Source organism: Streptomyces sp. NPDC055962 (assembly GCF_042270185.1).
Lineage (GTDB): Bacteria > Actinomycetota > Actinomycetes > Streptomycetales > Streptomycetaceae > Streptomyces.
The window spans coordinates 140,598-162,493 of the sequence record NZ_JBHJYN010000005.1 but is presented as its reverse complement, the minus strand read 5'-3'; the positions used below and the strand labels follow the sequence as shown (position 1 = coordinate 162,493).

Below are 21,896 nucleotides of genomic sequence, written 5' to 3'. Positions count from 1 at the left end.
GTGGCTCACGCCGCGAGGCCGGAACGCTCCAGGGCGTCCGTCCCGGCGCGCAGGGCCGCGAGCCGCTCGTCGAGCGTGAAGCCGGCGGGGGCGAGCGTCAGGGTCGTGACCCCTGCCGCCGCGTAGGCCTGCATCCGGTCGGCGATCCGGTCCACGGAGCCCAGCAGCGTGGTCTGGTCGATGAGCTGGTGCGGCACGGCGGCCGCCGCGCCCGCCTTGTCGCCGGACAGGTACTTGTCCTGGATCTCGGCGGCCTCCTTCTCGTATCCCATGCGCTGGGCGAGCTGGTTGTAGAAGTTCTGCTTCCGGCTGCCCATGCCGCCGACGTAGAGCGCGGTGTACGGACGGAACATGTCGGCGAGGCCGTTGATGTCCTCGCCGACCGCCAGCGGGAGGGTCGGACAGACGTCGAAGCCGTCCATCGTCCTGCCGGCCTTCTCGCGTCCGGCCCGGATGTGCCGCACCGCGGTCTCCTCCAGGTGCTCGGCGGACGGGAAGATCAGCAGGGCTCCGTCGGCGATCTCGCCGGTCTGCTCCAGGTTCTTGGGGCCGATCGCCGCGATGTAGAGAGGGATGTGCTCGCGCTGCGGGTGGACGGTCAGCTTGATGGGCTTGCCGGGCCCGTCGGGCAGGGGCAGCGTCCAGTGCTCGCCCTCGTAGGACAGCCGCTCCCGGGACATCGCCCTGCGCACGATCTCGACGTACTCACGGGTGCGGGCCAGCGGCTTGTCGAACTTGACGCCGTACCAGCCCTCGGAGACCTGAGGGCCGGAGACGCCCAGCCCGAGGCGGAAGCGGCCTCCGGAGAGCGAGTCGAGGGTGGCGGCGGTCATCGCCGTCATGGCGGGCTGACGGGCGGGGATCTGCATGATGGCGGAGCCGACGTCGATGGACTCGGTCCGGGCCGCCACCCAGGCCAGCACCGTCGGTACGTCGGATCCGTACGCCTCGGCCGCCCAGCAGACGTCGTAGCCGAGCCGGTCGGCCTCCTGGGCGACGGCGAGGTTGTCGCCGTCCATCCCCGCACCCCAGTAACCGAGATTGATGCCGAGCCGCATACCCACGCTCCTCTACTGATCAGTAACGTTCCTGTGCCCGGGACTCTAGCGCGGGGCGCCGGAATCCGGCAGGCTCGCCCAGGGCGGCCGGTTGTCCACAGGCTTCCACCCCGTGGGGCCTTGGCCAGTAATCTCAGCGCCCATGGAGCAGAGGCATCTCGGCCGTACCGGCCTTCGCGTGTCCCGGATCGGGCTGGGCACCCTCACCTGGGGCCGGGACACGGACGAGCACGACGCCGCGGACCAGCTCAAAATCTTCTGGGACGCGGGCGGCACGCTCGTCGACACCGCCGACGTCTACGGCGGCGGCGAGGCCGAATACCTGCTGGGGCGCCTCCTGGACAACCTGGTCCCGCGGCGGGATCTGGTCGTCGCGACCAAGGCGGGCAGCGTCGCGGACCCCTACCGCCGCTTCGACGGATCGCGCGGGCACCTGCTCGCGGCGCTCGACGCGTCCCTGCGACGGCTCGGGACGGACTACGTCGACCTGTGGCAGATCCACGCCTTCGACCCCGTGACCCCGCTGGACGAAACCCTGCAGGCACTCGATCTGGCCGTGTCCTCGGGACGCGTGCGGTATGCCGGAGTGGCCGACTACAGCGGCTGGCAGCTGGCCAAGGCGGCCACCTGGCAGCTCGCCGCGCCCGGCCTGCGCACCCGCATCGCCTCCACCCAGATGGAGTACTCGCTGCTGCAGCGCGGCATCGAGCGGGAGGTACTGCCGGCGGCGCTCGACCTGGGAGTGGGCCTGCTGCCGTCGTCCCCGCTGGGCAGAGGGGTCCTGACCGGGAAGTACCGCACCGGCACGCCCTCGGACTCGCGGGGGGCCTCCGAGCAGCTGGCCCCCTTCGTCGAGCCGTACCTAGACGACGCGGCGAGCAGGATCGTGGACGCGGTGGCCACCGCCGCCGACGGCCTCGCCACCACCCCTCTCCAGGTCGCGCTCGCCTGGGTCCGGGACCGGCCGGGTGTGGTGGCCCCGGTCGTCGGTGCGCGCAACGCGCGGCAGCTGACGGAGGCGTTGTCAGTGGAGGCGCTTAGTCTTCCTGACGAGATCTGCCAGGCGCTCGACGACGTGTCGGCGCCCGTGCACCGCTATCCCGACCAGGACTGGAGCACGCTGTGACTGCGCATCCCCGGGGAGAGACCCCGGACCCCGCCGCCGGGGACCACGAGGCCGGCGAGGACACCGGTGTCCGGGCCGCCGACCCGCCCGCCACGCCCGACGAGGGCGGCGCGGAGGCAGCGGACGACAACGGGGGGAGCGAGGAGAGCGCACCGGGCACGCAGGAGGCGCCCGAGGCGCCCGCGCTGTCGGAGGCCGAGGCGGAGCTGGCCGCACAGCGCGAGCTGCGCCGGCGGATCGAGCAGCGCAAGGCGGAGAAGGCCGGTCCCGTCGCCGCGGGCACGAAGCTGAGCGGAACGGCCGCGGATCTGCTCGCGGCCGTGCGCGCGGTCGAGAGCGGTGAGAAGCCGGGCACCGACTTCTTCGACTCACCCGTGTCGGCGCCCGCGCCGCGCCGTACCGCCCCGGCCGCCGCGGCCGCCCCTGCCGCCCGTCCTTCCCCCGCCGCCGGGCAGCCGGCCGCGCGGGCCGCGTCCCCCGAGGCCGCGGCCGCCGTCGCGGCGGTGCTCGCCGAGGGCGGGGCCCCCGAGGCCCTGGCAGGCCCGGCGACGGCGACGCTGGGCGAGGGGGCCGCCGTTCTCCTCCGGGAGGACCCGTGGCAGCTGCTGTCCCTGCCCGGTGTCCGGCCGGAGCAGGCGGACGGCTTCGCGCGGGCGCTGCTGGGCGCGGAGTGCGGACCCGACGACGAGCGGCGCGCGGCCGCCCTGGTGGGCTGGCTGCTGGAGCGGGCCGCGCTGCGGGGGCACACCGCGCTCGACGCCGACGAGGCACGGAAGGCGCTGGAGGGGTTCGCGGTCACCGACCCAGGGGAAGCGGTCCAGCACGCCGTCGCCGAGGGCGTCGTCCTGGTCTTCCAGGACGGTGTGGACGCCACGGGGGCGGAGGAGCCGGGCGGGACCGGCGAGGAGGCCGGTGAGGAGGGACCGCAGGCCGGTGAGGAGCCGGTGAGGGTCCTGCTCGGCCTCGACCGGTACGCCCTCGCGGAGGAGAGTCTCGCCGACGGCCTGGGCCGGCTGGTCAACTCGTGCGACAAGGGCGCCGACTGGTCGCAGGCCGCCGCCGCGGCCCCGTCCCCTTCGGCGGGTGAGCTGATCCGCGCCGCCTCGACCTCGGGTCTGGTCGCCCACAGCGGGGGCGAGAGCGCCCGTGCGGAGCCCGCCGCCCTGATCGCGGCCGCCCACGGCCTCGGCCTGCGGGCCCTCGGCACCGCGCACAGCGCCGACGGGCGGCGCCGGCTCGCCGAAGCGGTCGGCGACGCCCGCTCGGCCGTCACGCTCTCCGCCCTGCTCTCCGGCGAGGACGGTCCCGGCCGGGACGCGGACGGGGCCTTCGCCCTCGACCTGCTGGTCGTGCTGGACGCCCCGCAGCTCGACGTGGAGACGGCCGCGATGCTGGTCGAGTCCCTCGCCGACGGGACGCGGCTGGTCCTGAGCGGCGATCCCGGGGTCCTCGGGTCGGCAGGCGCGGGCCGGGTGTTCGCCGATGTGATCGCGGCGCGCGCCTGCCCGTACGTGGTCTCGCGCACGCCCGACCCCGGACCGATCGGCGAGCTGGTCTCCGGCATCGGCATCGGCGAGCTCACCCAGGTCGAGGCGCCCGGCAAGGAGGTCGTGATCGTGCCCGTACGTGACGCGGGCGAGGCCGTCCACCGCACGGTGCAGCTGGTGGCCGACTCGGTGCCGCGCGCCATCGGCGTCCCCTCGTCCGACACCCAGGTGATCACCGTCGGGCACGGCGGATCGGCGGGTACCACCGCGCTGAACGCGGCGCTCAAGCAGCGGCTCAATCCGGGGCCTGGCCGCTTCGGCGGGTTCGACCCGGGCGACCGGGTGGTCCACGTCCCCGCACCCGGCAGGGCCGTGCCCGGATCGGTCGTCTCCGCGGACGCCGAGGGCCTGCACCTCGACTGCTCCGGCACCCCCGTCGTGGTGGCCCCGGACCGGGTGGAGGCCTCCGTGCGCCACAGCTGGGCGCTCAGCGCCCACCAGGCGGCCGGGATGCGCTGGCCCGCCGTCGTGGTCGTCCTGCCGGGAGACGCCGCTCAGGGGCTCAGCAGGCCCTGGGTCTACACGGCGTTCAGCCGGGGGGAGCGGCACCTGTCCGTGGTGCACGGGGTGGACCAGGCCCTGCCCCGCGCCGTGGCCGAGGTCCCGGCCCAGGAGCGGACCACCCGGCTGCGCCCCCTGCTGGAGGCGCTTCCCGGCCCGGACGCCTCGTAGCCCTCCCTCCGGCCCTCCCCGACACGTGGACGGCCCCGGCGCGCCAGGCGCCGGGGCCGTCGGTCGTCCGTGCCGTCGGATGGCGGGGTCAGGGGCGTTCCGGGACGAAGGCGTCCGGCTCCCCGTCGAGCTCGTCCTCCTCGTCGAAGACCGCGCTGACGTCGAAGCGGCAGACCACCAGTGCGGGATCGGCCTCCTCGAACGGCGCTCCGAGCCACTCCCCCGGCTCGGGAAGCTCGTCCACGGCGGCGACCCAGAGGGTCGAGTCCCCCTCCTCCAGCCCGAACTCCTGGTGCCGGGAGGCGATCTCGTCCGCCTCGTACTCGCCGAACACCACGCCCAGCGCGGCGTGGACGCCCGCGTCGGCGACCGTCGGGACGCCGGCGTCCCGGCCGTCCGGGTCCAGCTCGGCGAGCCGCTGCGCCTGGGCGATCAGCCGCGCGGGCTCCGCCACCGCGTAGTCGCGCCTGATCAGCACGCTGACGGCGTGGGGCTCCTCCGGGCCCGCGTAGGGCGGGAGGGAGTCCTCCGCCCCGGGGATCTCGAAGGGGGTGACCTCGTCGTAGCGGTCGTAGAGCAGTTCGTCGTAGACCTCGGCCGCAGCGGCCAGTGCGTTGAACGCGTCGTAGACAGTGGGGTCGTCGTCCCCGGTACGGCGTTCGACTGCCTGGAGGTGGCGGTCGAGCGCGGTTTTGACTGCATCGGCGGCGGCGCGTACCTCGGCAGCGGTGGGCTGCGCAGCATCAGACATAGGAGAGACGCTATCCGTACCGGGGGTCTGCCCGCACAATAGATGCGATGCCGGAATACGAATTCATCGACGTGTACGTGCCGCGCGGGGTGTCCCGCAAGGAGGCGGCCCGACTGCTGACCGACCATGCCGAGTACGGGCACTGGGAGTTGGACCGGCTGACGCTGCGCCGTGACGGCAGCCGCCGGGTGCGGCTGCGCCGCCGCATCATCCGCCAGCTCCGGCCCACCTGGTAGGACGGAGCGGGTTCCGCACACACGGAACCCGCTCGTCGTGCCGGTCTCGCGGTGCGTCTACGCAGCGCTGCGCGAACGCCGGTACAGGACCGTGCCCGCACCCGCGAGCAGCAGGCCCGCGCTCGCCGGGACGAGCAGGCCGGGCCCGCTCCCACCGGTGTGGGCGAGCTCCACGCCGGGCACGAGCTGGGTCTCGGGAGCCGGGGGCGCGGGCGGGGTGACCGGCCGCTCCGGGGTGTGCGGCGTCTCCGGCACGACGGGAGGCGGGGCCGTCTCCGAGTCGTTCTCGCAGGAGTTGCCGAAGACCGGGTTGAGCAGACCGCCGACGGTGACGCTGTTGCCGCAGAGGTTCAGGGCGATCTCCACCGGCGCCTGCACCTGGTTGCCGGAGAGGATGCCGGGGGATCCGGTGGTCTCCGCCTGCGCCGAGGTGCCGGAGGCCCGGTGCCTGCCCGTTCCGGCCCCGCTGTCGCGCGCGGTGTCGTGCCCGGACGGCCCGCCGCCGCGTGCGCTGTCGTGCCCGTGTCCGCGTCCGTGCCCGGACGCCTCGCTGCCGGAACCGTGACCGGACGAGGAACCACCGTCCGGGGCGTACGCGTGACCGGAGCCCGAAGATCCGTTTCCGCAGTCGTTTCCGCTTGCGGGGTTGAGCAGACCGACGACGTCCACGGAGTTTCCGCACACGTTGACGGGTACATCGATCGGGACCTGGATCGAGTTCCCCGAGACCACTCCCGGTGAGCCCGACGCGGCGCCGGCCGCACCCGCGTCGGCGTGCGCGTAACCGCCGCCGAGCGCCAGCACTCCGCCCGCCGCCGCCATCGTGATCAGGCCTTTGCGTGTGACCTGTCGCATAGGTTGTCTTCCTGCCTTCTGCCTACCGAAATGCCCCTGTCACAGCAGTGACGGGGCCGAATGCCCAGCGGCCCCGGAGTGCATGGCGCGCACTCCGAGGCCGACCGGACTCACACCCTTACGGGTTGGGTGCTCAACGTCAGTCGTTGACGCAGGCGTTGCCGAAGGCGGGGTTCAGCAGCCCGATCACGGAGATCGTGTTGCCGCACACGTTCACCGGAACGTGGACCGGAACCTGGATGACGTTGCCCGAGAGCACGCCGGGGCTGCCGATGGCGGCACCCTGGGCGCCGGCGTCGGCGGACGCCATACCCGCACCCGCGAGCACGAGACCACCGGTAGCAGCCGCGATTGCGACGACCTTCTTGATCATTATTCCTCCTGGTTGACAAGTGCGGTCCCAGCCGCGGACCGCATCACCTGTAACGAGGAGGGAGAGCCGGGGCTACGAGTCGGTGATCCCTTTCACCCTTTCCGGTGAGATACGTACGGACGGTCGAATCCGGTCGCCCGAGGGGCGGTCACCACGCCAGGAGGAGGTCTCGGGGTCAGGAGTGGTCGATGAACCGGTCGAGCACGCGCGCGCCGAACTTCAGGCCGTCGACCGGGACCCGCTCGTCCACACCGTGGAACATGCCGGCGAAGTCGAGCTCCGGCGGCAGCTTCAGCGGGGCGAAACCGAAGCAGCGGATGCCGAGGTCGTCGAAGGACTTCGCGTCGGTACCGCCGGAGAGCATGTAGGGCACGGCCCGCGCGATCGGGTCCTCGGCCTTCAGAGCGAGCTGCATCGCGTCCACGAGGGACCCGTCGAAGCTGGTCTCCAGGGCCTTGTCGCCGTGCACGTCCTCGCGCTTCACCCGGGGCCCCAGGATCCGGTCGAGGTCGGTCAGGAACTCCTCCTCGAAGCCCGGCAGGAACCGGCCGTCCACGTGCGCGGTGGCCTGCCCGGGGATCACGTTCACCTTGTAGCCGGCCCCGAGCATGGTGGGAGCGGCGGAGTTGCGCAGGGTCGCGCCGATCATCTTGGCGATCCCGCCGAGCTTGGCGAGCGTCGCCTCCATGTCCTCCGGGTCGAGCGGGGTTCCGAGGGCGTCGGAGAGCTCGTCGAGGAAGGACCGCACGGTCTTGGTCACCCTGACCGGCCACTGGTGCCGGCCCAGCCGGCCGACGGCCTCGCAGAGCTCGGTGATCGCGTTGTCCGTGTTGGTCATCGAACCGTGCCCGGCGGTGCCGTCCACGGTGAGCCGCATCCAGTGCATGCCCTTCTCCGCGGTCTCCACCAGATAGAGGCGCAGGTTCTCGTTGACGGTGAACGAGAAGCCGCCGACCTCGCCGATCGCCTCGGTCACGCCGTCGAAGAGGTCCCGGTGGTGGTCCACGAGGTGGCGCGCCCCGTAGGTGCCGCCGGCCTCCTCGTCGGCGAGGAAGGCCAGGACGATGTCGCGCGGGGGCTTGCGGCCGCTGCGCATCCGGTCGCGTACGACCGCGAGGGTCATCGCGTCCATGTCCTTCATGTCGACCGCACCGCGGCCCCAGACGCATCCGTCCGCGATCTCCCCGGAGAACGGGTCGTGGGTCCAGTCGGCGGCGTTGGCCGGGACGACGTCGGTGTGCCCGTGGATCAGCAGGGCCGGCTTGGAGGGGTCCTCGCCCTCGATCCGGGCCACGGTGGAGGCCCGCCCCTTATGGGACTCGATGATCTGCGGCTCCAGCCCGACCTCGGCGAGCTTCTCCGCGATGTACTCGGCGGCGGCCCGCTCCCCGGGCCCCGAGTGGTCGCCGTAATTGCTGGTGTCGATCCGGATCAGGTCACGACAGAGGTCGACGACCTCGTTCTCGGCTGACTCACCGATGCCGGTCCGGGCCGTGTCGGTCTCGCTCACACTGCTTCCTTCCACTGTCGCGGTGGTACTCCCCCTCATCCTCGCGCGCCCGCCCCGCACACCCAAGACCGCCCGCCCCCTGTCACGCGCCTTTCACATGCCCTGGGGGTGATCGAGCACCCTCGAATGTTTGCTATGGTTTTCCACGTCGGAACGGGCACCGCCCGAACGGCAGACACCCGGTCCGGGTGGCGGAATGGCAGACGCGCTAGCTTGAGGTGCTAGTGCCCTTTATCGGGCGTGGGGGTTCAAGTCCCCCCTCGGACACAGCGGAAAACCCCCAGGTCACCCTGGGGGTTTTCGCTTTTCCCGGCCCTTGTCCCCAGGGCGCGGGAAGGCCACGGGGGCGGGGGGGCGTGGACACCGCGCCGTCGACGCGCAGGGGCGATCTCCGCGGTGCCGCCTGGCGGTCCTCGGCGGTGTTCACGGCGTCCGGGGCCGCCCGGAGGGTGGTGGACCGGGCGGCCCCGGACGGTCGGCCGCACCCACGGGCCGACGCGGGTCCCGGCGCCCGCCGCCCGGGCGTTCACGGCCTCGACGACGGGTTCACCGGTGGCGCCGTCCTGGGTGGTCACCTGCCGGGAGGCTCGTCGGCGGGGCGGGGGCGCGACGGCCGGCGCCGCTCACCGGACCGCGCAGAAGGCGACGAGCCCCTGCCCGCGGAGCTCGCCGAGGACGAGTGCGGCGTATGCGGTGGCTCCGCGCACCGAGGTGTGGGTGTGGTCGCGCTTCTCGTCGTGGAGGCAGAAGGCCTTCGAGCCCTCGGGGCCGAGCGCCTCGGCCCTGGCCCTGGTCAGCGCCGTGAGGTCGACGAGGGGGACGTCCTGCTCGGCGGCCAGGGTGCCCACCTCGGCAGGCAGGTCCACGCCCAGGCCGTGCCGCCGGCTCCACCGACCGGGGCCGGTCGCACGCGCGCAGTCCGGCGGGCCGGACGCGGTGCGCGGAGGGTGCCGCCCTGGCTGCGGGCGCGCACCGGCGCCCCGTGCCCGATGGGATGATGGGGGGCCACGCCCGTCTGTGCCGGGCCCCTCCGGCGACAAGGAACCGTGCCATGAGAGGACGGGCGAGACCGCCCGCCGCCCCCCTCCCCCAGCGCGCGGGGATCGACCCGGTCCGGGTGCGCCTCCCCGCGGATCCGGCCGGGGCCTGGCCCACCGTCCGGGACCACCTGCTGGACAGGTTCGCGGGGGCGGTCGGTGCCGGGCGGGTGGACGCCATGCTGGCCGGGGGACGGTTCGTCGGTGCGGACGGCGGTGCGGTGCGGGCGGACGAGCCGTACACGGCCGGGCGCCACCTCTGGTTCCACCGTGACTTCGCGCCCGAGGAGCCGGTGCCCTTCCCTATCGGCATCGTCCACCGCGACGACCGCCTCCTGATCGCGGACAAGCCGCACTTCCTGGCCACCACCCCGCGCGGCCGGCACGTCACCCAGACGCTGGTCGCGCGGCTGCGCGACGAGCTGGGCCTGCCCGAGCTGCAGCCCGCGCACCGGCTGGACCGGATGACGGCGGGCCTGGTGCTCTGCGTCGTACGGGCCGAGGACCGCGGCGCGTACCAGACGCTGTTCCGGGACCGGCTGGTGCGCAAGGAGTACGAGGCGGTCGCCCGCCACGACCCGGAGGTCGCCCTGCCCCGGACCGTGCGGAGCCGGATCGTCAAGGAGCGCGGGGTCATCGCCGCACGCGAGGAGCCCGGTACCGCGAACAGCGAGAGCCGGGTCGAACTGCTGGAGCACCGGGGCGGGTGGGGACGCTACCGCCTGCTGCCCGCCACCGGCCGGACCCATCAGCTGCGCGTCCACATGAACGCGCTGGGACTGCCGTTGGTGAACGATCCGGTCTATCCGGTGGTGGAGCCCGAGCCGGAGCACGAGGACTACAGGCGGCCGCTGCAACTTCTTGCCAGGGTGCTGGAGTTCACCGACCCGGTCACGGGTGCGCCGCACCGCTTCGAGAGCGGGCTGCGGCTCTCCGCGTGGCCGGGCCGGTGAACTCCGCCGCGGTCAGTGGCCGCGGGCGATCCAGTCGTCCAGGTGCGGGGACTCCGCGCCGATGGTGGTGGGGTCCCCGTGGCCGGTGCGCACGGCGGTCTCCGGCGGGAGGGCGAGCAGCCGGTCCCTGATCGAGTCGATGATCGTCGGGAAGTGCGAGAACGACCGTCCCGTGGCTCCGGGGCCGCCCTGGAAGAGGGTGTCGCCGGTGAAGACGGTACCCAGTTCCGGGGCGTACAGGCAGACGGCTCCGGGCGCGTGGCCCGGGGTGTGCAGCACCGTCAGCCGGGTCCCGGCGACCTCGATCTCCTGGCCGTCGGCCAGTCCGGCGTCGGGGGCGCGGTCCGGGTGGGTCTGCTTCCAGAGCGGCAGGTCGTCCGGGTGGAGCAGGATCGGCGCGCCCGTCGCGTCGGCGAGGGCGGGGGCGGCGTCGACGTGGTCGTTGTGCGCGTGGGTGCAGATGATCGCGCGCAGCGTGCGGCCGCCGAGCGCCGCCTCGATGGCGGCGGCGTCGTGGGCGGCGTCGATGACGACGGCCTCCGTGTCGTCGCCGACGATCCAGACGTTGTTGTCGACGTCCCACTCGCCCCCGTCGAGGGCGAAGGTGCCGGAGGTGACCAGGTGGTCGATGCGGGCGGCCATCAGAGGACCACCACCGAGCGCAGGACGTCACCGTCGTGCATCCGGGCGAAGGCCTGCTCGATGTCGCCGAGGCCGATGGTCTCGGTGACGAAGGCTCCCAGGTCCAGGCGTCCCTGCTGGTGCAGGTCGATCAGCATCGGGAAGTCGCGCGAGGGCAGGCAGTCGCCGTACCAGGAGGACTTGAGCGAACCGCCGCGGCCGAACACGTCGAGCAGCGGGAGTTCGAGCTGCATCTCCGGCGTGGGCACGCCGACGAGGACGACGGTGCCGGCGAGGTCGCGGGCGTAGAAGGCCTGCTTGTACGTCTCCGGGCGGCCGACCGCCTCGATGACGACGTCCGCGCCGTTGCCGCCGGTCAGCGCGCGGATGGCCTCGACGGGGTCGCCGGAGCGGGAGTTGACGGTGTGGGTGGCGCCCATCGTCTTGGCCGTCTCCAGCTTGCGGTCGTCGATGTCGACCGCAATGATCTTCGCCGCGCCCGCGAGCCGGGCACCGGCGATCGCCGCGTCGCCGACTCCGCCGCAGCCGATGACGGCGACGGAGTCGCCGCGGCCGACCTGGCCGGTGTTGATGGCGGCGCCGATGCCTGCCATGACCCCGCAGCCGAGCAGTCCGGCGACGGCCGGGGAGACCTCGGGGTCGACCTTGGTGCACTGGCCCGCGGCGACGAGGGTCTTCTCGGCGAAGGCACCGATGCCGAGCGCCGGGGAGAGCTCGGTGCCGTCCAGGAGGGTCATCTTCTGCTTCGCGTTGTGGGTGTCGAAGCAGTACCACGGGCGTCCGCGCAGACAGGCCCGGCACTGGCCGCACACCGCACGCCAGTTGAGGACGACGAAGTCGCCCGGTGCGACGTCGGTGACGCCCTCGCCGACGGACTCCACGACCCCCGCGGCCTCATGGCCGAGCAGGAAGGGGAAGTCGTCGTTGATGCCGCCCTGCTTGTAGTGCAGGTCGGTGTGGCAGACGCCGCACGCCTGGATCGTGACCACGGCCTCGCCGGGGCCGGGGTCCGGAATCACGATGGTCTCGACCCGTACCGGCTCGTTCTTTCCCGGAGCGATGACCCCTTGTACGTGCTGCGGCATTCCCGTGGACTCCCTTTCCCGACTTTTCCTCTGAGATCGATCACGAACAACCGTACGCGGTCCGAGGGTGCCGTGGGAGCGCGCCGCATCGGCGCAGCACGGTGCTGTACTCCCCCGCCGGGTGCGCCGCGTTCGTCAGTGGTCCCCGTGCACCCGGCGGCCGCCCACGTAGGTGGCCAGGACCCGTGTGGCGGCGATCTCCTCCGCGGGAGCGGCATAGGGGTCGCGGTCCAGGACGACCAGGTCGGCCAGGGCGCCGGCACGGATGCCGCCGGTGTCGTCCAGGTGGTTCACGTACGCGGATCCGGCCGTGTAGGCGGTGAGCGCCTCGGTCAGGGAGATGCGCTGGTCCGGGAGGAACACGGGCCCGTCGCCGCCGGGCGCGACGCGGTTGACGGCGGTGTGGATGCCCTCCAGCGGGTCGGCACTGCTGACCGGCCAGTCGGAGCCCGCGGCGACGGTGGCGCCGGAGCGCAGCAGCGCGGCGAACGGGTACTGGAGCGCGGCTCGTTCGTCTCCGAGGAAGGGGATGGTCAGCTCGTCCATCTGGGGCTCGTGGGCCGCCCAGAGCGGCTGGATGTTGGCCGTCGCGCCGAGGGTGCGGAAGCGGGGGATGTCGTCGGGGTGGACGATCTGGAGATGGGCCAGGTGGGGGCGGGTGTCGGTGTACCCGTTGGCGGCGCGGGCCGCCTCGACGGCGTCCAGGGCCTCGCGCACCGCGCGGTCGCCCAGGGCGTGGAAGTGGGTCTGGAAGCCGAGGGCGTCCAGTTCGGTGACGTAGCGGCACAGCGCCACGGGGTCGACGAAGCTGGTGCCGCTGTCGGCCGTGGCGCAGCCGCAGGCGTCGAGGTACGGGGCGAGGAGCGCGGCGGTGCCGGTCTCGGCGACCCCGTCCTGCATGATCTTCACCGTCCCGGCCCGGAGGTTCCGGCCGTTCAGCTCGGAGCTCCGGGCGAGGAGTTCGGGGATCTGCTCGCTGCCGCGTTCGCGGTCCCACCACAGGGCGCCGGAGACGCGGGCGGTGAGCGAGCCGTCGCGGTCCGCCGTCAGGTAGGCGTCCGAGACGTCGTCCATCGAGCCGTACTCCCCGATGATGGCGTCCTGCCAGGCGGTGATGCCGTGGGCGTGGAGCAGGCGCTGGGCGCGGAGGAGGGCGGCGAGCCGGTCGGCGGGGGTGGAGCGGGGCGTGTGGCGGGCGACGAGGTCCATGGCTCCCTCCTGGAGGAGTCCGGTGGGCTCGCCCCGTTCGTCGCGTTCGATACGGCCGTCGGCGGGATCGGGGGTGCGGGCGGTGATGCCGGCGAGGGCGAGGGCCCTGCTGTTGGCCCACGCACCGTGGTGGTCGCGGTTGACGAGGTAGGCGGGGCGGTCCGGGACGACGGCGTCGAGCTGCTGCCGGGTGGGGGCTCCTCCGTCGAACGCCTCCATGGACCAGCCTCCGCCGGTGATCCACTCCTGGTCCCGCTCGGCGTCGGCGTAGGCCCGTACGGCGGCGGTGGTGGCTGCCGCCGTACGGGCTCCGGTGAGATCGCAGCGGGCGAGCTCCAGGCCGGCGGTGACCGGGTGGACGTGGGCGTCCTGGAAACCGGGGACCAGGAGCCGTCCGGCGAGGTCGACGACCTCGGTGCGGGGGCCGACGAGTGCGCGTACCTCGTCGTGGCCGACGGCCGTGATCCGGTCTCCGGTGACGGCGACGGTGGTGGCGCGGGTGTGGGCGGCGTCCGCCGTGTGGACGGGGCCGCCGGTGAACACGAGGTCGGCGGGGGTGCGGTGCATGGGAAGGTTCCGTTTCGTCGTACGGGCGGACGGGGTGGGTGGGGAGAGGGGCCGTCAGGCGGGGTCGCGGACGGGCTCCGGGGCGCCGTCGGGTGCGAGGGAGCGGCCGGTGGCGAAGTACGGCGACTTCCTTGCCCACTTGGCCCAGGCGGCGGCGACGACCCCGGTCAGCAGCATCACCGCCGGGCACATGAGCATGAACCAGCCGTTGTCCGGGCTGATCTCGAAGTGGTCGGCGGACGTGTAGAAGGTCCAGCAGAGGTAGCCGCCGAGGGCGAGCAGGACGAGGGCGCTGACCACGGGGAGCACCACCGCGCGCAGCGCCTGGTTCCAGCCCTCCCGCACGGTGCCCCGGAAGCGTGCCGCGGCGGCCAGCGCGGTGAGGGCGTAGTAGAGCGCGACGACGACGCCGATCGCGTTGACGGAGGCGAGGATCAGGTCGCCGACCTTCGGGATGACGAGCGAGAGCACGGCGACGGCGGCGGCGACGCAGCCCACGGCGACGGTCCCCGCCGCGGGTGTGCCGTACCGGGGGCTGACCCTCGTCCAGAACGGCCCGAGCGTGCGGTCGCGGCCCATCGCGAACATACCGCGGACCGTGGGGATCACTCCGGACTGAAGGGACGCCACGGCGGAGAAGGTGAGGGCGATCAACGGCAGCGCGGCGAGGGGCTGGTCGGCCAGCCGGTCCCCGAAGTAGGTGAGGCCCTGGGCGCCGTGGCCGGTGAGCTCGTCGAGGGAGAGGACGCGCTGGAAGGCGAAGGAGCCGAGCAGGAACAGCCCGAGCATGGTGAAGAGCGTGATGATGCCGGCCCTGGAGGCGTCCCGCGGGTCGCGGACCTCCTCGGTGACGCTGAACGAGGCCTCGAAGCCCCAGAAGCAGAAGACGGAGAGCAGGAGGCCCTGGGCCAGCTGCTGCCCGGAGGGGATGGTGAACGGGTTAATCCAGTCGAGGCTGAAGGGGTGCGGGCCGGCGAACAGGCCGTATCCGCAGAAGCCGAGGAGGACCACGTACTCGAACACCAGCAGGTACTTCTGGAGGTTGGCGGCCGACCGGATGCCGGTGACCGCGGTGAGGGTGACGGCGACCAGGACCACGATGCCGAGCACGGTCGACTGCGCGGTGGAGTCCGGGTCGAGCCGTAGCCCGGCCGCCTCGTGCACCCCTGCCTCGCCGGCCAGCTGGAGCAGGGCGGATCCGGTGACGGTGGTGGTGTAGGCGAGGAACACCATCGTGGCGACGATGCCGATCCAGCCGACCAGGAAGCCGAGCCAGGGGCTGAGGGAGCGTCCGACCCAGACGTAGCCGCTGCCCATGTTCGGCTCGACCCTGTTGAGCCGGGAGTAGGCGCTCGCGATGCCCAGGACGGGCAGGAAGGCGAGCAGCATGATGATCGGCAGGTGCAGTCCGACGGCCCCGGCGGTGACACCGAGTCCGATGCCGATGCTGGTGGTGGCCGCGGTCGACGAGGCCGCGATGGCGAACCCGTCGATCACGCCGAGATTCTTGTTCAGACCCGCGGGTGCCGGCGGTACGCCGCCGGAGCTTGTACGGGGGGACGCCATGGCCACTCCTTCACCGAGGGGCGCTCGTCGGCCCCGATGGCGGCACATCGAACTCCTCGGGGCTTCCACACGTCAACGCTGTTGTCATAAGGTGCCCGGCATGAACGCGAGCCAGAGAGTCGTCGCCGAGGGCGCGCGTCGCCGCCGGCGGCCCACGAAGCAGGGCACGGTGCTGTCGGAACAGCTGATCGTGGAGACGGCGCTGCGGCTCATCGGCGAGCACGGGGCGGCGGCCCTCACCGTGCGCAGGCTCGGCGCGGCCCTGGGCTGCGATCCGAGCGCCCTCTACCGGTACTTCCGTGACACGGACGAGCTGCTCCTGGCGGTGGCCGACGAGCTGATCGGACGGACCCTGCGCGCCTGGCGGCCGACCGGCGACTGGCGGGCCGACCTGCGGTCCCTGGGACTTCGGATGCACGCGGACTACCTGGCGCACCCGCAGGCGGCGATGCTGACCTGTTCACGGGTGACCGGCCGGACGCACGAGGTGCGGTCGGTGGAAGCGATCCTCGGGGTGCTGCGCGGGGCCGGCTTCCCGGACGCCGAGGCCGTGCGGATCTACCACGTCTTCGTCGACCAGACACTGTCGTTCGCGGCGCTGGACGCCTCGACGCTGGTGCTCTCGGAGCAGGCGCGCGCCCAGGAGGTCCGGGCCTGGCCGGAGGTCTACGCCCGGCAGCCGGAGGCGACCCACCCCCACATCGCGGCGACCGCCCCGGTACTGGTGGCGGAGATGGGCCGCAGCGGGTATCCGGCGGCGCTGGAGATGATGCTCGCCGCCGCGTCCGCACGGCTGCTGCACCTCGACCAGGCCGGGTCCCACGACTGAGGGCGGAGGGCGGAGGGCGGCTGAGGGCGTTTCAGGGCGCGTACGTCCCGGCCGGGTGGTCCGGGGTCCGCCGGGGCTCGGGTACGCCCCTCCCCGGGACCTGGCGTCAGGGCGCGAGTACGTCCAGTTCGTGCAGCGCGCCGACCGCGATCTCCTTGGTCAGCCGCTCGGCGCCCGCAGCGTCCCCCTCGCGCACGGCTTCGGCGAGCCGGACGTGGAGCGTGACGGCGGCGGGATCGGGGTCCTCGAACATCACCTGGTGGTGGGTGCGCCCGGCGAGTACCTCGGCGACGACGTCGCCGAGCCGCGCGAACATCTCGTTCCCGGACGCGTTGAGCACGATGCGGTGGAAGGCGATGTCGTGCCGGAGGTAGCCCTCCAGCTGCTGGCCGCGCGAGGTCGCCACCATGCCGAGGGCGCATTCGGTGAGCTCCGCGCACTGCTCGGCCGTGGCGTGCCGGGCCGCGAGGCCCGCGGCGACGGGTTCGACGGCGGATCGCAGCACGGTCAGGGAGCGCAGCTGGCGGGGCCGGTCCGCGCCGGCGAGCCGCCAGCGGATGACCTGGGGGTCGTAGACGTTCCACTCCTCGGTGGGCCGCACGGTCACCCCGACCCGGCGCCGGGACTCGACGAGGTGCATGGACTCCAGGACGCGGACCACCTCGCGCACGACGGTGCGCGACACGTCGAAGCGCTGGGCGAGCTCGTCGGTGCGCAGGACCAGACCGGGCGGGGACTCACCCGCGGCGATCTCCAGGCCCAGGGTGTCCAGCACATGCGTATGGAGCCCCTGGGCAGGTGTGGTCATGCCCACAAGCCTACGGGGCGGCCTGGAGGAACAAAAAGTACGACGTTTATGTCACAGCCTCTTGAATAAGTCGTATGTAATGGGTTTCAGTAGCGCGACGGACCGATGTCGCGGACCGATGTCGATGAAGACAGCGAGGCACCAATGAGCACCCCCCACGTCGTCGTGGTGATGGGCGTAGCAGGGACCGGCAAGACCACGATCGGCCCTCTGCTCGCCGACGCCCTGGGCGTCCCCTATGCCGAGGGCGACGACTTCCACCCGCCGGCCAACATCGCCAAGATGTCCGCCGGTACGCCCCTGGACGACGACGACCGCTGGCCGTGGCTGGACGCGATCGGGCAGTGGGCGCACGGCCGGGCGGGGCTCGGCGGCGTCGTCAGCAGCTCGGCGCTCAAGCGTGTCTACCGCGACCGCCTGCGGGCCGAGGCTCCTGGTGCCGTCTTCCTGCACCTGACCGGCGACCGGTCCCTCATCGAACACCGCATGGCGGACCGCAAGGGCCACTTCATGCCGACCGCGTTGCTCGACTCCCAGTTCGCGACCCTGCAGCCGCTGCAGGAGGACGAAGCGGGCGTCTCCGTCGACGTGTCCGGCACCCCTGAGGAAATCACCGGACGAGCCGTCGCCGCGCTGCGCCGGCTCGCGAACTAAGGATCACCACCGTGACCAGTCTCAGCGTCGAGATGCTGGCAGCGGACGCCGTCGAACCCATCACTTCGGCCGGCAACGCACAGCTGGGCATCGCCGTCCTGGCGGGCATCGCCGTCATCGTCCTGCTCATCACCAAGCTCAAGATGCACGCGTTCCTCGCGTTGACCATCGGCTCGCTCGCGCTCGGTTCGTTCGCCGGCGCCAACCCGGCGAAGACGATCACCAGCTTCACCGCGGGCCTCGGCTCGACCGTCGCGGGTGTCGGTGTCCTCATCGCCCTCGGCGCCATCCTGGGCAAGCTGCTCGCCGACTCCGGCGGCGCCGACCAGATCGTCGACACGATCCTCGCGAAGGCGAGCGGGCGGGCCATGCCGTGGGCGATGGTCCTGATCGCCTCGATCATCGGGCTTCCGCTGTTCTTCGAGGTCGGAATCGTGCTGATGATTCCGGTGGTGCTGCTGGTCGCCAAGCGCGGCAACTACTCCCTGATGCGGATCGGCATCCCGGCGCTCGCCGGCCTCTCCGTGATGCACGGGCTGATCCCCCCGCACCCCGGCCCGCTGGTGGCGATCGACGCCCTCGGTGCCAACCTCGGCATCACGCTGGCCCTCGGTGTGCTGGTGGCCGTCCCGACCGTGATCATCGCGGGCCCGGTCTTCTCCCGCTACGCCGCCCGCTGGGTGGACATCCAGGCGCCGGAGAAGATGATCCCGCAGCGCCCGTCGGAGGACCTGGAACGCCGTCCCAGCTTCGGCGCGACCCTGGCGACGATCCTGCTGCCCGTCGTACTGATGCTCGTCAAGGCACTCGTCGACATCGTGGTGGACGACCCGGAGAACCACGTCCAGCGGGTCACCGACGTCATCGGCTCGCCCCTGATCGCGCTCCTCGCAGCCGTGATCGTCGGCATGTTCACCCTGGGCCGGGCCGCCGGGTTCACCAAGGACCGTCTCGCCGGCACCGTCGAGAAGTCGCTCGCCCCGATCGCGGGCATCCTCCTGATCGTGGGCGCGGGCGGCGGGTTCAAGCAGACCCTCATCGACGCCGGTGTGGGCCAGATGATCCTGGAGTTCTCCGAGAACTGGTCGATCCCCGCCCTGCTGCTCGGCTGGCTGATCGCCGTGGCGATCCGTCTGGCGACGGGCTCGGCGACGGTGGCCACCATCTCGGCGGCCGGCCTGGTCGCTCCGCTGGCCGCCGACCTGTCGACCTCGCACGTTGCGCTGCTCGTCCTCGCGGTCGGTGCCGGTTCGCTCTTCTTCAGCCACGTCAACGACGCGGGGTTCTGGCTGGTGAAGGAGTACTTCGGCATGGACGTCCCGCAGACGATCAAGACGTGGTCGGTGATGGAGACGATCATCTCCGTCGTCTCGCTCGGCTTCATCATGCTGCTGTCGCTGGTGTTGTAGACGGGGCTACTCCTCCGGCTCCCGCCACAGCGGGTGCTCGGAACGGGCCCAGGGGCGCTCGACCGACCCGGTGCGCATGCCACGGCGTGCCTCCGGGTCGGCGAGCGCCTTCGCGATGTGTCCGGCGAGGACGACGCCGACGGCGAGCGCGAGCCAGTCGTGCACGAAGGTCGCGCCCGTGCGCCACACGAGCGGGGCGAGCCCGGTGAACCACATGAGCAGCCCCGTGCCGGTCATCACGAGCACGGCGCCCGCGATCCAGGCGGCGTAGAGCTTCTGGCCCGCGTTGAACTTCCCGGCCGGGCGGGAGCCGGGGGTGCGGTCGCGGCGCAGCGCGGCCCTGAGCCACCGGCGGTCGTGGGGACCGAACCGGTTGAGCCGCGAGAGGTCGGCCCGCAGGGCCCTGGAGGCCAGCCCCGCGAGGAGCGGCAGGGGGATCAGGATCCCGGACCACTCGTGGACGGTCACCACGAGGTGGCGGCGGCCGACGAGCTGGGCGAGCGGGGCCACGTACAGGCAGGCCGCGGTGGCCACGCAGAGCAGGACCAGCCACGCCGTGGTGCGGTGCACCCAGCGCTCGGCGGGTGTGAACCGCCGGACCCTCGGGCCGTGTTCAGACAGTAGGGGTGTCGTCCCGTCCGTTCGAACGGCCCACCCAGGCGTCGACGTCATAGCCGAGCTCCTCCCAATAGCCGGGTCGCACGGAGTCGGTGACGGTGATCCCGGAAAGCCATTTCGCGGACTTGTAGAAGTACATGGGGGCCACGTACAGCCGGACGGGGCCGCCGTGGGCGTGGGCCAGCGGCTTGTCCTGCATGCGCAGGGCGACCAGGACGTCCGGCCGGCGGGCCTGCTCCAGGGTGAGGCTCTCGCTGTAGGCCCCGTCGAAGCAGGTGAAGCGGATCGCCTTCGCGCCGGGCCGTACCCCCGCCGCGTCCAGCAGTGCCGAGAGCCTGACCCCTTCGAACGGAGTCTCGGGCACCCGCCAGCCGGTGACGCACTGGACGTCCCGTACGAGCCGGGTCTGCGGCAGCGCCTTCAGGCGGTCCAGCGTGTACGTCGCCGGGCGGTCGACCAGGCCGTCCACGGTCAGCGCGTAGTCCGCGGAGGTCCTGCGCGGCACCGAGGAGGTGACGGAGTAGTAGCGGAAGCCGCCGCCGTTGGGCAGCAGACCGGTCAGCCCGGTCGGGTCCTTGTCGGCGACGGCGCCCAGGCCGCTCTCCAGCGAGCGCTGCAGCATCGGGGCGGCCGCCACCCCGACGGCGCCGAGGCCGAGCATCGTCAGGACCAGACGGCGGCCGACGGGCGCGCCGTCGTCGGGTGAGGGGCCGGTCGGGGGACTGTTCACCCGCTCATTCGAACACCCGCGGCCGCCCTTCACCAGGGGCCGCGGGTGCACGTCACGCTTCGGTAAGAACCGGTGGCTCAGCGCGGCACGGCCGTGCCCTCCGCCGCCTTCTCCAGCTGGAACGCCTCGTTGCCCAGTCCGATCCTCGCGTGGACCTCCGGCTTCGTGCGGCGCAGCACCGCCCCGTAGGCCAGCCCGCCGGCGAGGGCCAGGACGATGACGCCGGGCAGCAGCCAGTTCAGCGACGATCCGGGGCCCGAGCCGACCAGGACGTCGAAGTCCCGCACGGTGAGGACGGCTATGGCCAGCAGCGCCAGGCCGGCGAGTCCGGAGGCCACCAGCCGGGGTGCCTGGACCCGGCCCGCGCCGCGCCGCACGAAGAAGGCGATGACCGCGAAGGAGGCGGCGGCCATCAGCACGATGACGCCGAGCGCGCCGACGTTGCCCATCCAGGTGAACAGGTGCAGGACGGGCGCGGTGGGGTCACCGGCAGGGAGGTCGTCGGCGAGGGCGAAGGCGAGCACGATCACGGCGGAGAGCCCGGACTGGAGCATGGAGCCGGTGGCGGGGGCGCCGCTCGCCTTGCTGGTACGGCCGAAGGCGGCGGGCAGCAGCCCTTCGCGGCCCATGGCGAACGCGTAGCGGGCGACCACGTTGTGGAAGCTGAGCAGCGCCGCGAACATGCCGGTGACGAAGAGGACGTGCAGGACGTCGGTGAAGGTGGCGCCGAGCCGCTCCTCGGTGAGGCCGAAGAGCATGCCCGGCCCCTGCTTGAGCGAGCTGTCCGCGATGGAGGCGGGCCCGGCGGCCACCGTCAGGGCCCAGGAGCTGACGGCGAGGAACAGGGCGGCGTAACCGACCGCCATGAACATCACGCGCGACACGACGACCTGCGGGCGGCTGGTCTCCTCGGCGTACACCGGGGCCTGCTCGAAGCCGACGAACGCGGCGATGCAGAAGCAGAGCGCGGTGCCGAGGCCCGCTCCGGTGAGGGTCTCCGGGTTGAACGCGTGGAAGGACAGCCCCTCGGGGCCCGGCTTGCCGACGGCGGCGATGTCGAAGATCACGACGAGGGCGCACTCGATGACGAGCAGGACGCCGAGTACCTTCGCGTTGAGGTCGATCTTCAGCCAGCCCAGGACCCCGACGACGGCCACGGCGGCCAGGGCGGGGATCCACCACGCGACCTCGGTGTCGAGGTAGGTGGCGAACAGGCCGGAGACCTCGAAGCCGAGGATGCCGTAGATGCCCACCTGCATGGCGCTGTAGGCGACGAGGGCGACGAACGAGGCGCCCGCCCCCGCCGTGGCGCCGAGGCCGCGTGCGATGTAGGCGTAGAAGGCCCCGGCGTTGTGGACGTGCCGGCTCATCTCCGCGTAGCCGACGCCGAACAGCATGAGGACGACGCCGAGGATGACGTAGAGCAGGGGCTGGCCGACGATGCCCATCACGCCGAAGACCGTGGGCATCACCCCCGCGACGACCATCAGGGGCGCGCTCGCGGCGAGGACGGAGAGGAGCAGCCCCGGGGTGCCGAGCCGGTCGGCGCGCAGGGCGCGTTCCTCGCCCTTGTAGGTGCTGATCCCGCCGGTGTCGCCGACGGCTCCGGTCTCGCTCGTATCTGTTCTGCCCGTCGACATGGCGGGGATGGTCCCTTCGTC

At 72.6% G+C, this 21,896-nt stretch carries 21 protein-coding genes and 1 tRNA gene; 8 read left to right on the top strand and 14 right to left on the bottom strand.

Annotation, left to right across the window (positions count from 1 at the left end; all coding sequences use genetic code 11):
• Window positions 1-5: 5 nt before the first annotated feature.
• The gene (locus ACFC51_RS16865) at window positions 6-1,058 is read right to left on the bottom strand and encodes an LLM class F420-dependent oxidoreductase (RefSeq protein WP_376369675.1); all 1,053 of its coding nucleotides are present in this window, start codon (window positions 1,056-1,058) and stop codon (window positions 6-8) included.
• 142 nt (window positions 1,059-1,200) lie between these two features.
• Here ACFC51_RS16865 and ACFC51_RS16860 point away from each other — a divergent pair, with 142 nt between their 5' ends.
• Window positions 1,201-2,184, top strand: a complete 984-nt coding sequence (locus tag ACFC51_RS16860; protein WP_376369677.1) for an aldo/keto reductase — start codon at window positions 1,201-1,203, stop codon at window positions 2,182-2,184.
• Window positions 2,181-4,403 carry a helix-hairpin-helix domain-containing protein gene (locus tag ACFC51_RS16855; protein WP_376529375.1) on the top strand — a complete coding sequence of 741 codons (2,223 nt, stop codon included), beginning with the start codon at window positions 2,181-2,183 and terminating at the stop codon, window positions 4,401-4,403. The genes ACFC51_RS16860 and ACFC51_RS16855 overlap by 4 nt, the downstream gene beginning before the upstream one ends.
• An 88-nt stretch (window positions 4,404-4,491) precedes the next feature.
• Here the strand turns inward: ACFC51_RS16855 and ACFC51_RS16850 are convergent, their stop codons facing one another.
• On the bottom strand, window positions 4,492-5,154 hold the full coding sequence (locus tag ACFC51_RS16850; protein WP_376369681.1) for a hypothetical protein: 663 nt from the start codon (window positions 5,152-5,154) through the stop codon (window positions 4,492-4,494).
• A gap of 47 nt (window positions 5,155-5,201) precedes the next feature.
• Between ACFC51_RS16850 and ACFC51_RS16845 the strand changes: the two genes are divergently transcribed.
• Entirely contained in the window at window positions 5,202-5,390 is a 189-nt protein-coding gene (locus ACFC51_RS16845; RefSeq protein ID WP_053930948.1) for a DUF5703 family protein, read from the top strand.
• A 57-nt stretch (window positions 5,391-5,447) separates the two neighbouring features.
• On the opposite strand, the gene ACFC51_RS16840 is transcribed toward ACFC51_RS16845, so the two are convergent.
• The 3 genes from ACFC51_RS16840 to ACFC51_RS16830 form a co-directional block, all read right to left on the bottom strand.
• Complete coding sequence (locus tag ACFC51_RS16840) at window positions 5,448-6,245, bottom strand: chaplin (RefSeq protein WP_376529373.1); 798 nt, start codon at window positions 6,243-6,245, stop codon at window positions 5,448-5,450.
• Between the two features lie 139 nt (window positions 6,246-6,384).
• A complete protein-coding gene (chpH, locus tag ACFC51_RS16835; RefSeq protein ID WP_329212748.1) occupies window positions 6,385-6,618 on the bottom strand; it encodes a chaplin ChpH in 234 nt (77 codons plus the stop codon).
• Window positions 6,619-6,793: 175 nt separating this feature from the next.
• The gene (locus ACFC51_RS16830; protein WP_376369685.1) at window positions 6,794-8,128 is read right to left on the bottom strand and encodes a M20/M25/M40 family metallo-hydrolase; all 1,335 of its coding nucleotides are present in this window, start codon (window positions 8,126-8,128) and stop codon (window positions 6,794-6,796) included.
• A gap of 182 nt (window positions 8,129-8,310) precedes the next feature.
• Between ACFC51_RS16830 and ACFC51_RS16825 the strand changes: the two genes are divergently transcribed.
• Window positions 8,311-8,395: transfer RNA gene (locus tag ACFC51_RS16825), tRNA-Leu, on the top strand.
• A gap of 356 nt (window positions 8,396-8,751) precedes the next feature.
• On the opposite strand, the gene ACFC51_RS16820 is transcribed toward ACFC51_RS16825, so the two are convergent.
• The gene (locus ACFC51_RS16820; RefSeq protein ID WP_376369687.1) at window positions 8,752-8,994 is read right to left on the bottom strand and encodes a hypothetical protein; all 243 of its coding nucleotides are present in this window, start codon (window positions 8,992-8,994) and stop codon (window positions 8,752-8,754) included.
• 185 nt (window positions 8,995-9,179) lie between these two features.
• On the opposite strand from ACFC51_RS16820, the gene ACFC51_RS16815 reads away from it, so the two are divergent.
• Window positions 9,180-10,118, top strand: coding sequence for a pseudouridine synthase (locus tag ACFC51_RS16815; RefSeq protein WP_376529370.1), 939 nt, complete (start codon window positions 9,180-9,182; stop codon window positions 10,116-10,118).
• 12 nt (window positions 10,119-10,130) lie between these two features.
• Here ACFC51_RS16815 and ACFC51_RS16810 read toward each other — a convergent pair whose 3' ends face one another.
• From ACFC51_RS16810 to ACFC51_RS16795, 4 genes are all read right to left on the bottom strand, one after another.
• The gene (locus ACFC51_RS16810) at window positions 10,131-10,760 is read right to left on the bottom strand and encodes an MBL fold metallo-hydrolase (protein ID WP_376369690.1); all 630 of its coding nucleotides are present in this window, start codon (window positions 10,758-10,760) and stop codon (window positions 10,131-10,133) included.
• A complete protein-coding gene (locus tag ACFC51_RS16805) occupies window positions 10,760-11,845 on the bottom strand; it encodes an S-(hydroxymethyl)mycothiol dehydrogenase (protein WP_376369691.1) in 1,086 nt (361 codons plus the stop codon). Before ACFC51_RS16805 ends, ACFC51_RS16810 begins: the two co-directional genes overlap by 1 nt.
• Before the next feature lie 135 nt (window positions 11,846-11,980).
• A complete protein-coding gene (locus ACFC51_RS16800) occupies window positions 11,981-13,621 on the bottom strand; it encodes an amidohydrolase (RefSeq protein ID WP_376529368.1) in 1,641 nt (546 codons plus the stop codon).
• A 54-nt stretch (window positions 13,622-13,675) separates the two neighbouring features.
• Entirely contained in the window at window positions 13,676-15,187 is a 1,512-nt protein-coding gene (locus ACFC51_RS16795; protein WP_376529365.1) for an APC family permease, read from the bottom strand.
• Between the two features lie 100 nt (window positions 15,188-15,287).
• On the opposite strand from ACFC51_RS16795, the gene ACFC51_RS16790 reads away from it, so the two are divergent.
• Window positions 15,288-16,016 carry a TetR/AcrR family transcriptional regulator gene (locus tag ACFC51_RS16790; RefSeq protein ID WP_376529363.1) on the top strand — a complete coding sequence of 243 codons (729 nt, stop codon included), beginning with the start codon at window positions 15,288-15,290 and terminating at the stop codon, window positions 16,014-16,016.
• A gap of 106 nt (window positions 16,017-16,122) precedes the next feature.
• On the opposite strand, the gene ACFC51_RS16785 is transcribed toward ACFC51_RS16790, so the two are convergent.
• A complete protein-coding gene (locus ACFC51_RS16785; protein WP_376369698.1) occupies window positions 16,123-16,824 on the bottom strand; it encodes a FadR/GntR family transcriptional regulator in 702 nt (233 codons plus the stop codon).
• Between the two features lie 144 nt (window positions 16,825-16,968).
• Here ACFC51_RS16785 and ACFC51_RS16780 point away from each other — a divergent pair, with 144 nt between their 5' ends.
• Complete coding sequence (locus ACFC51_RS16780; protein WP_376369700.1) at window positions 16,969-17,478, top strand: gluconokinase; 510 nt, start codon at window positions 16,969-16,971, stop codon at window positions 17,476-17,478.
• A gap of 11 nt (window positions 17,479-17,489) precedes the next feature.
• Window positions 17,490-18,887, top strand: a complete 1,398-nt coding sequence (locus tag ACFC51_RS16775) for a GntP family permease (RefSeq protein WP_376369701.1) — start codon at window positions 17,490-17,492, stop codon at window positions 18,885-18,887.
• A gap of 6 nt (window positions 18,888-18,893) precedes the next feature.
• On the opposite strand, the gene ACFC51_RS16770 is transcribed toward ACFC51_RS16775, so the two are convergent.
• The 3 genes from ACFC51_RS16770 to ACFC51_RS16760 form a co-directional block, all read right to left on the bottom strand.
• The gene (locus ACFC51_RS16770; RefSeq protein WP_376369703.1) at window positions 18,894-19,559 is read right to left on the bottom strand and encodes a cytochrome b/b6 domain-containing protein; all 666 of its coding nucleotides are present in this window, start codon (window positions 19,557-19,559) and stop codon (window positions 18,894-18,896) included.
• On the bottom strand, window positions 19,501-20,166 hold the full coding sequence (locus ACFC51_RS16765) for a molybdopterin-dependent oxidoreductase (protein WP_376529653.1): 666 nt from the start codon (window positions 20,164-20,166) through the stop codon (window positions 19,501-19,503). Before ACFC51_RS16765 ends, ACFC51_RS16770 begins: the two co-directional genes overlap by 59 nt.
• 146 nt (window positions 20,167-20,312) lie before the next feature.
• Complete coding sequence (locus ACFC51_RS16760; protein WP_376529360.1) at window positions 20,313-21,875, bottom strand: APC family permease; 1,563 nt, start codon at window positions 21,873-21,875, stop codon at window positions 20,313-20,315.
• Window positions 21,876-21,896: the final 21 nt, after the last annotated feature.

Excerpts from the sequence above, each read along its gene's own strand:
- ACFC51_RS16795 (WP_376529365.1), bottom strand. The coding sequence starts at position 15,187 with ATGGCGTCCCCCCGTACAAGCTCCGGCGGCGTACCGCCGGCACCCGCG.
- ACFC51_RS16845 (WP_053930948.1), top strand. The coding sequence starts at position 5,202 with ATGCCGGAATACGAATTCATCGACGTGTACGTGCCGCGCGGGGTGTCC.
- ACFC51_RS16765 (WP_376529653.1), bottom strand. The coding sequence starts at position 20,166 with ATGCTCGGCCTCGGCGCCGTCGGGGTGGCGGCCGCCCCGATGCTGCAG.
- ACFC51_RS16860 (WP_376369677.1), top strand. The coding sequence starts at position 1,201 with ATGGAGCAGAGGCATCTCGGCCGTACCGGCCTTCGCGTGTCCCGGATC.
- ACFC51_RS16805 (WP_376369691.1), bottom strand. The coding sequence starts at position 11,845 with ATGCCGCAGCACGTACAAGGGGTCATCGCTCCGGGAAAGAACGAGCCG.
- ACFC51_RS16840 (WP_376529373.1), bottom strand. The coding sequence starts at position 6,245 with ATGCGACAGGTCACACGCAAAGGCCTGATCACGATGGCGGCGGCGGGC.
- ACFC51_RS16815 (WP_376529370.1), top strand. The coding sequence starts at position 9,180 with ATGAGAGGACGGGCGAGACCGCCCGCCGCCCCCCTCCCCCAGCGCGCG.
- chpH (WP_329212748.1), bottom strand. The coding sequence starts at position 6,618 with ATGATCAAGAAGGTCGTCGCAATCGCGGCTGCTACCGGTGGTCTCGTG.
- ACFC51_RS16770 (WP_376369703.1), bottom strand. The coding sequence starts at position 19,559 with ATGACGTCGACGCCTGGGTGGGCCGTTCGAACGGACGGGACGACACCC.
- ACFC51_RS16760 (WP_376529360.1), bottom strand. The coding sequence starts at position 21,875 with ATGTCGACGGGCAGAACAGATACGAGCGAGACCGGAGCCGTCGGCGAC.
- ACFC51_RS16790 (WP_376529363.1), top strand. The coding sequence starts at position 15,288 with ATGAACGCGAGCCAGAGAGTCGTCGCCGAGGGCGCGCGTCGCCGCCGG.
- ACFC51_RS16810 (WP_376369690.1), bottom strand. The coding sequence starts at position 10,760 with ATGGCCGCCCGCATCGACCACCTGGTCACCTCCGGCACCTTCGCCCTC.
- ACFC51_RS16780 (WP_376369700.1), top strand. The coding sequence starts at position 16,969 with ATGAGCACCCCCCACGTCGTCGTGGTGATGGGCGTAGCAGGGACCGGC.
- ACFC51_RS16785 (WP_376369698.1), bottom strand. The coding sequence starts at position 16,824 with ATGACCACACCTGCCCAGGGGCTCCATACGCATGTGCTGGACACCCTG.
- ACFC51_RS16850 (WP_376369681.1), bottom strand. The coding sequence starts at position 5,154 with ATGTCTGATGCTGCGCAGCCCACCGCTGCCGAGGTACGCGCCGCCGCC.
- ACFC51_RS16800 (WP_376529368.1), bottom strand. The coding sequence starts at position 13,621 with ATGCACCGCACCCCCGCCGACCTCGTGTTCACCGGCGGCCCCGTCCAC.
- ACFC51_RS16865 (WP_376369675.1), bottom strand. The coding sequence starts at position 1,058 with ATGCGGCTCGGCATCAATCTCGGTTACTGGGGTGCGGGGATGGACGGC.